The organism is Paenarthrobacter aurescens, from assembly GCF_025421775.1.
GTDB lineage: Bacteria > Actinomycetota > Actinomycetes > Actinomycetales > Micrococcaceae > Arthrobacter > Arthrobacter aurescens_B.
Genome location: NZ_JAOEFX010000833.1, coordinates 1 through 228, shown reverse-complemented (window position 1 = coordinate 228; position 228 = coordinate 1). Strand labels below are relative to the sequence as shown.

1 protein-coding gene is annotated in these 228 nt (G+C 61.4%); it reads left to right on the top strand.

The features are described 5' to 3' along the window. Nucleotides 1-228: aldo/keto reductase (locus tag N7568_RS25755; protein WP_261612434.1), on the top strand; the 228-nt coding region annotated here is incomplete at both ends.

Genomic DNA, 228 nt, shown 5'->3' with positions numbered 1-228 from the left:
ACAGGGCCTCTTCACGCAGGCGTGGAAGGAGATGGAGAAGCTTTACCAGGACAAGCAGATCCGGGCCATCGGCCTCTCAAACTTCCTCCCCGATCACGTGGACACGCTGCTGAAGGAAGCGGACGTAGTGCCGGCCGTCAACCAGAGTGAACTCCACCCCACGTTCCAACAGGCCGACCTCGCCTACAAGAGCCGCGACCTCAGCATTGCCGTGGAGGCATACAGCCC